Source organism: Pseudomonas sp. NFACC32-1 (assembly GCF_900101215.1).
Lineage (GTDB): Bacteria > Pseudomonadota > Gammaproteobacteria > Pseudomonadales > Pseudomonadaceae > Aquipseudomonas.
The window spans coordinates 1-2,835 of record NZ_FMUL01000039.1 but is presented as its reverse complement, the minus strand read 5'-3'; the positions used below and the strand labels follow the sequence as shown (position 1 = coordinate 2,835).

The 2,835-nt window shown below is 64.3% G+C and carries 2 protein-coding genes; both read left to right on the top strand.

Going from position 1 to position 2,835, the window contains the following annotated elements; translation table 11 throughout:
* The coding region (locus BLP99_RS25995) for a phosphopantetheine-binding protein (protein ID WP_143007997.1) at positions 1-681 on the top strand (681 nt) is incomplete at its 5' end.
* 324 nt (positions 682-1,005) lie between these two features.
* A partial coding sequence (locus BLP99_RS25990; RefSeq protein ID WP_143007996.1) for a condensation domain-containing protein occupies positions 1,006-2,835 on the top strand: 1,830 nt, incomplete at its 3' end.

The following is a 2,835-nucleotide window of genomic DNA, read 5'->3' as shown; positions in this document are numbered from 1 at the left end:
ATGTACAAGACCGGCGACCTGGGTCGCTACCTGCCGGACGGCAATATCGAATACCTGGGCCGTAACGACGACCAGGTGAAGATCCGTGGTTTCCGTATCGAACTGGGGGAGATCGAAGCACGGCTCGCCAGGCATGAAGCGGTAAAAGAGGCGGTGATCCTGGCCCGTGAGGACGTCCCCGGCGATAAACGCCTGGTGGCGTATTTCACCCGGCCCTCGCCAGGCCAGGCGGTGGACGTGGGCCTGCTGCGTGGCTACCTGCAAGCGCAGTTGCCGGAGTACATGGTGCCGGCGGCCTACGTGAGTCTTGACGCTTTGCCGTTGACTCCCAATGGCAAGCTCGATCGCAAGGCCTTGCCCGTCCCTGACAGCGAGGCGTTCGCCACGCATCGCTACGAAGCCCCCGTGGGAGAGGTGGAGATCAAGCTCGCCTCGCTGTGGGCCGAATTGCTGAAAATCGAGCGTGTCGGCCGGCATGACCACTTCTTCGAACTGGGGGGACATTCCCTGCTGGCCGTGACGTTGATCGAGCGCATGCGCAAGGAGGGCATGGAGGCCGATGTGCGGGTGCTGTTCGGTCAGCCGACCCTGGCACTGGTGGCCGCGGCGGTAGGGCAGGTGCAGCGTATCGAAGTGCCCGCGACGAAGATTCCCACCCTGGCGCGCCAGCGCCGCATCTGAGTCGCATACCGCACGATCCGCGGATGAAAAACCTTGCCGGGGGGCTTCCCCCGGCAGGGCGTTCGCCGCGATTTTTTCCCGACACAATGCCTGTCCTGCCGGGGCCGGAGCTTGTCCCTGCTTCCCATGACAGACATGCCCCAACGAATGCTCTAATTTTTTTTGGCCTGTGAGGAGACGGTCCAGAGAGGGATCTCCTTGGGTTGAACATGACGCTCTTCCATTGCCCTGGCCTGTACGCCGTATGCGTTCCGGCGCGACGCCGTACCTGAAAGACGAGATTTCGATCGTCAACCATTCCGAACTACGAAGCAGGTTTCCTCGATGCAATTCAGCGAATTGATGGCAGCGCTTTCCAAGCACCCGATCCGTCTCCAGCAGGACGACGATAACCTTGTGATCCAGGGCGACGACGAAGGACTGGACGACGCGTTGTGGGAAAGCCTTGCCCTCCATAAGCGTGAACTGCTCGAGCTGGTGGAGCGAAACGGTGGCGACTGGCTGAGCCCGGCCTTCCGTATCACCCCCGACATGTTGCCCCTGGTCAGCCTTACCCAGGAACAGATCGACCGGATCATCGACAGCGTGCCCGGCGGCGCGGGCAATGTGCAGGACATCTATCCCCTGGCGCCGTTGCAGGAGGGCATCCTCTATCATCACCTCGCTGCGGAGCAGGGCGATCCGTATGTCCTGCATGCGCTGTTCGGGGTCGACCGACGCGCTCGCCTGGACGATTTCCTCCAGGCCCTGCAAGGGGTGATCGACCGCCATGACATCCTGCGCACCTCGGTGGCGTGGGAAGGGCTGGACGAGCCGGTGCAAGTGGTCTGGCACAAGGCCGTGCTGACCCTGGAGGAGCTGCAGCTGGATCCGGCCCAGGGCGCCGTCGAGGCACAGTTGCAACAACGCTTCGATACCCGCCACCACCGCCTGGACATGGGACGGGCGCCGTTGCTGCGGCTGGTCTGCGCCGAGGATCGCCCCAACCAGCGTTGGGTAGCGCTTCTGCTGTTCCACCATATGGCGCTGGACCATGCGGCTTTGGAACTGGTGCAGCACGAGATGCAAGCGTTCCTGCTGGGCCAGGGCCACGCCCTGCCCGAGGCGGTACCGTACCGCAACTACGTGGCCCAGGTGCGCCTGGGTGTGAGTCGCCAGGAACACGAAGCCTTTTTCCGCGAAATGCTCGGTGACGTCGACGAGCCGACCTTGCCGTTTGGCTTGCAGGAAGTGCAAGGCAGCGGGCAGGTGGTCGAGGAAGCCTTCATGACGCTCCCGGCCAGCCTGAGCCAGGCCATGCGCTCCCAGGCCCGGCAACTGGGGGTGAGCGTGGCCAGCCTGGTCCATCTGGCCTGGGCGCAGGTACTGGGGCGTGTGTCCGGCCGGCAGGATGTGGTGTTCGGCACCGTGCTGCTGGGTCGGATGCAGGGCGGCGAGGGGGCTGATCGAGCCTTGGGCATGTTCATCAACACCTTGCCGTTGCGAGTCGACGTGGAAGGGCAGCCGGTACGCGCCGGGGTCAAGGCGACCCACGCACGGCTGACGGCCCTGCTGGGCCATGAGCACGCCTCCCTGGCGCTGGCGCAACGCTGCAGCGGCGTGGCTGCGCCGACGCCATTGTTCAGCGCCTTGCTCAACTATCGCCACAGCGGTACGGCGACTTCGACCGAAGCGGTGTCGGCCTGGAACGGTATTCAGGTACTCGGTGGCGAGGAACGCACCAACTACCCACTGATGCTGTCGGTGGACGACATGGGCGAGGACTTCGGCCTGACCGTCCAGGCGGTGGAGGGCGTTGGCGCGGCACGGGTCGGTGCCTATATGGAAACGGCGCTGGCGAGCCTGGTGGAGGCATTGCGGCAGACGCCGGGGGCCTTGTTATCCGGGCTGTCAGTCGTGCCCCAGACAGAGCTCGAGCAATTGCTGGCGACATTCAACGCCACCCAGGCCGAATACCCGCTGGAGCAGACAATTCACGGGCTGTTCGAAGCGCAAGTTCAGCGCACGCCGGACGCACTGGCGGTGCTGCATCGTGGACAGCGCCTGAGCTATCGCGAACTGAACGAACGGGCCAACCGCCTGGCCCATTACCTGCGCAAGCAGGGCGTGAAACCCGATTCCCGTGTGGCGATCTGTGTCGAGCGCGGTCTCGAC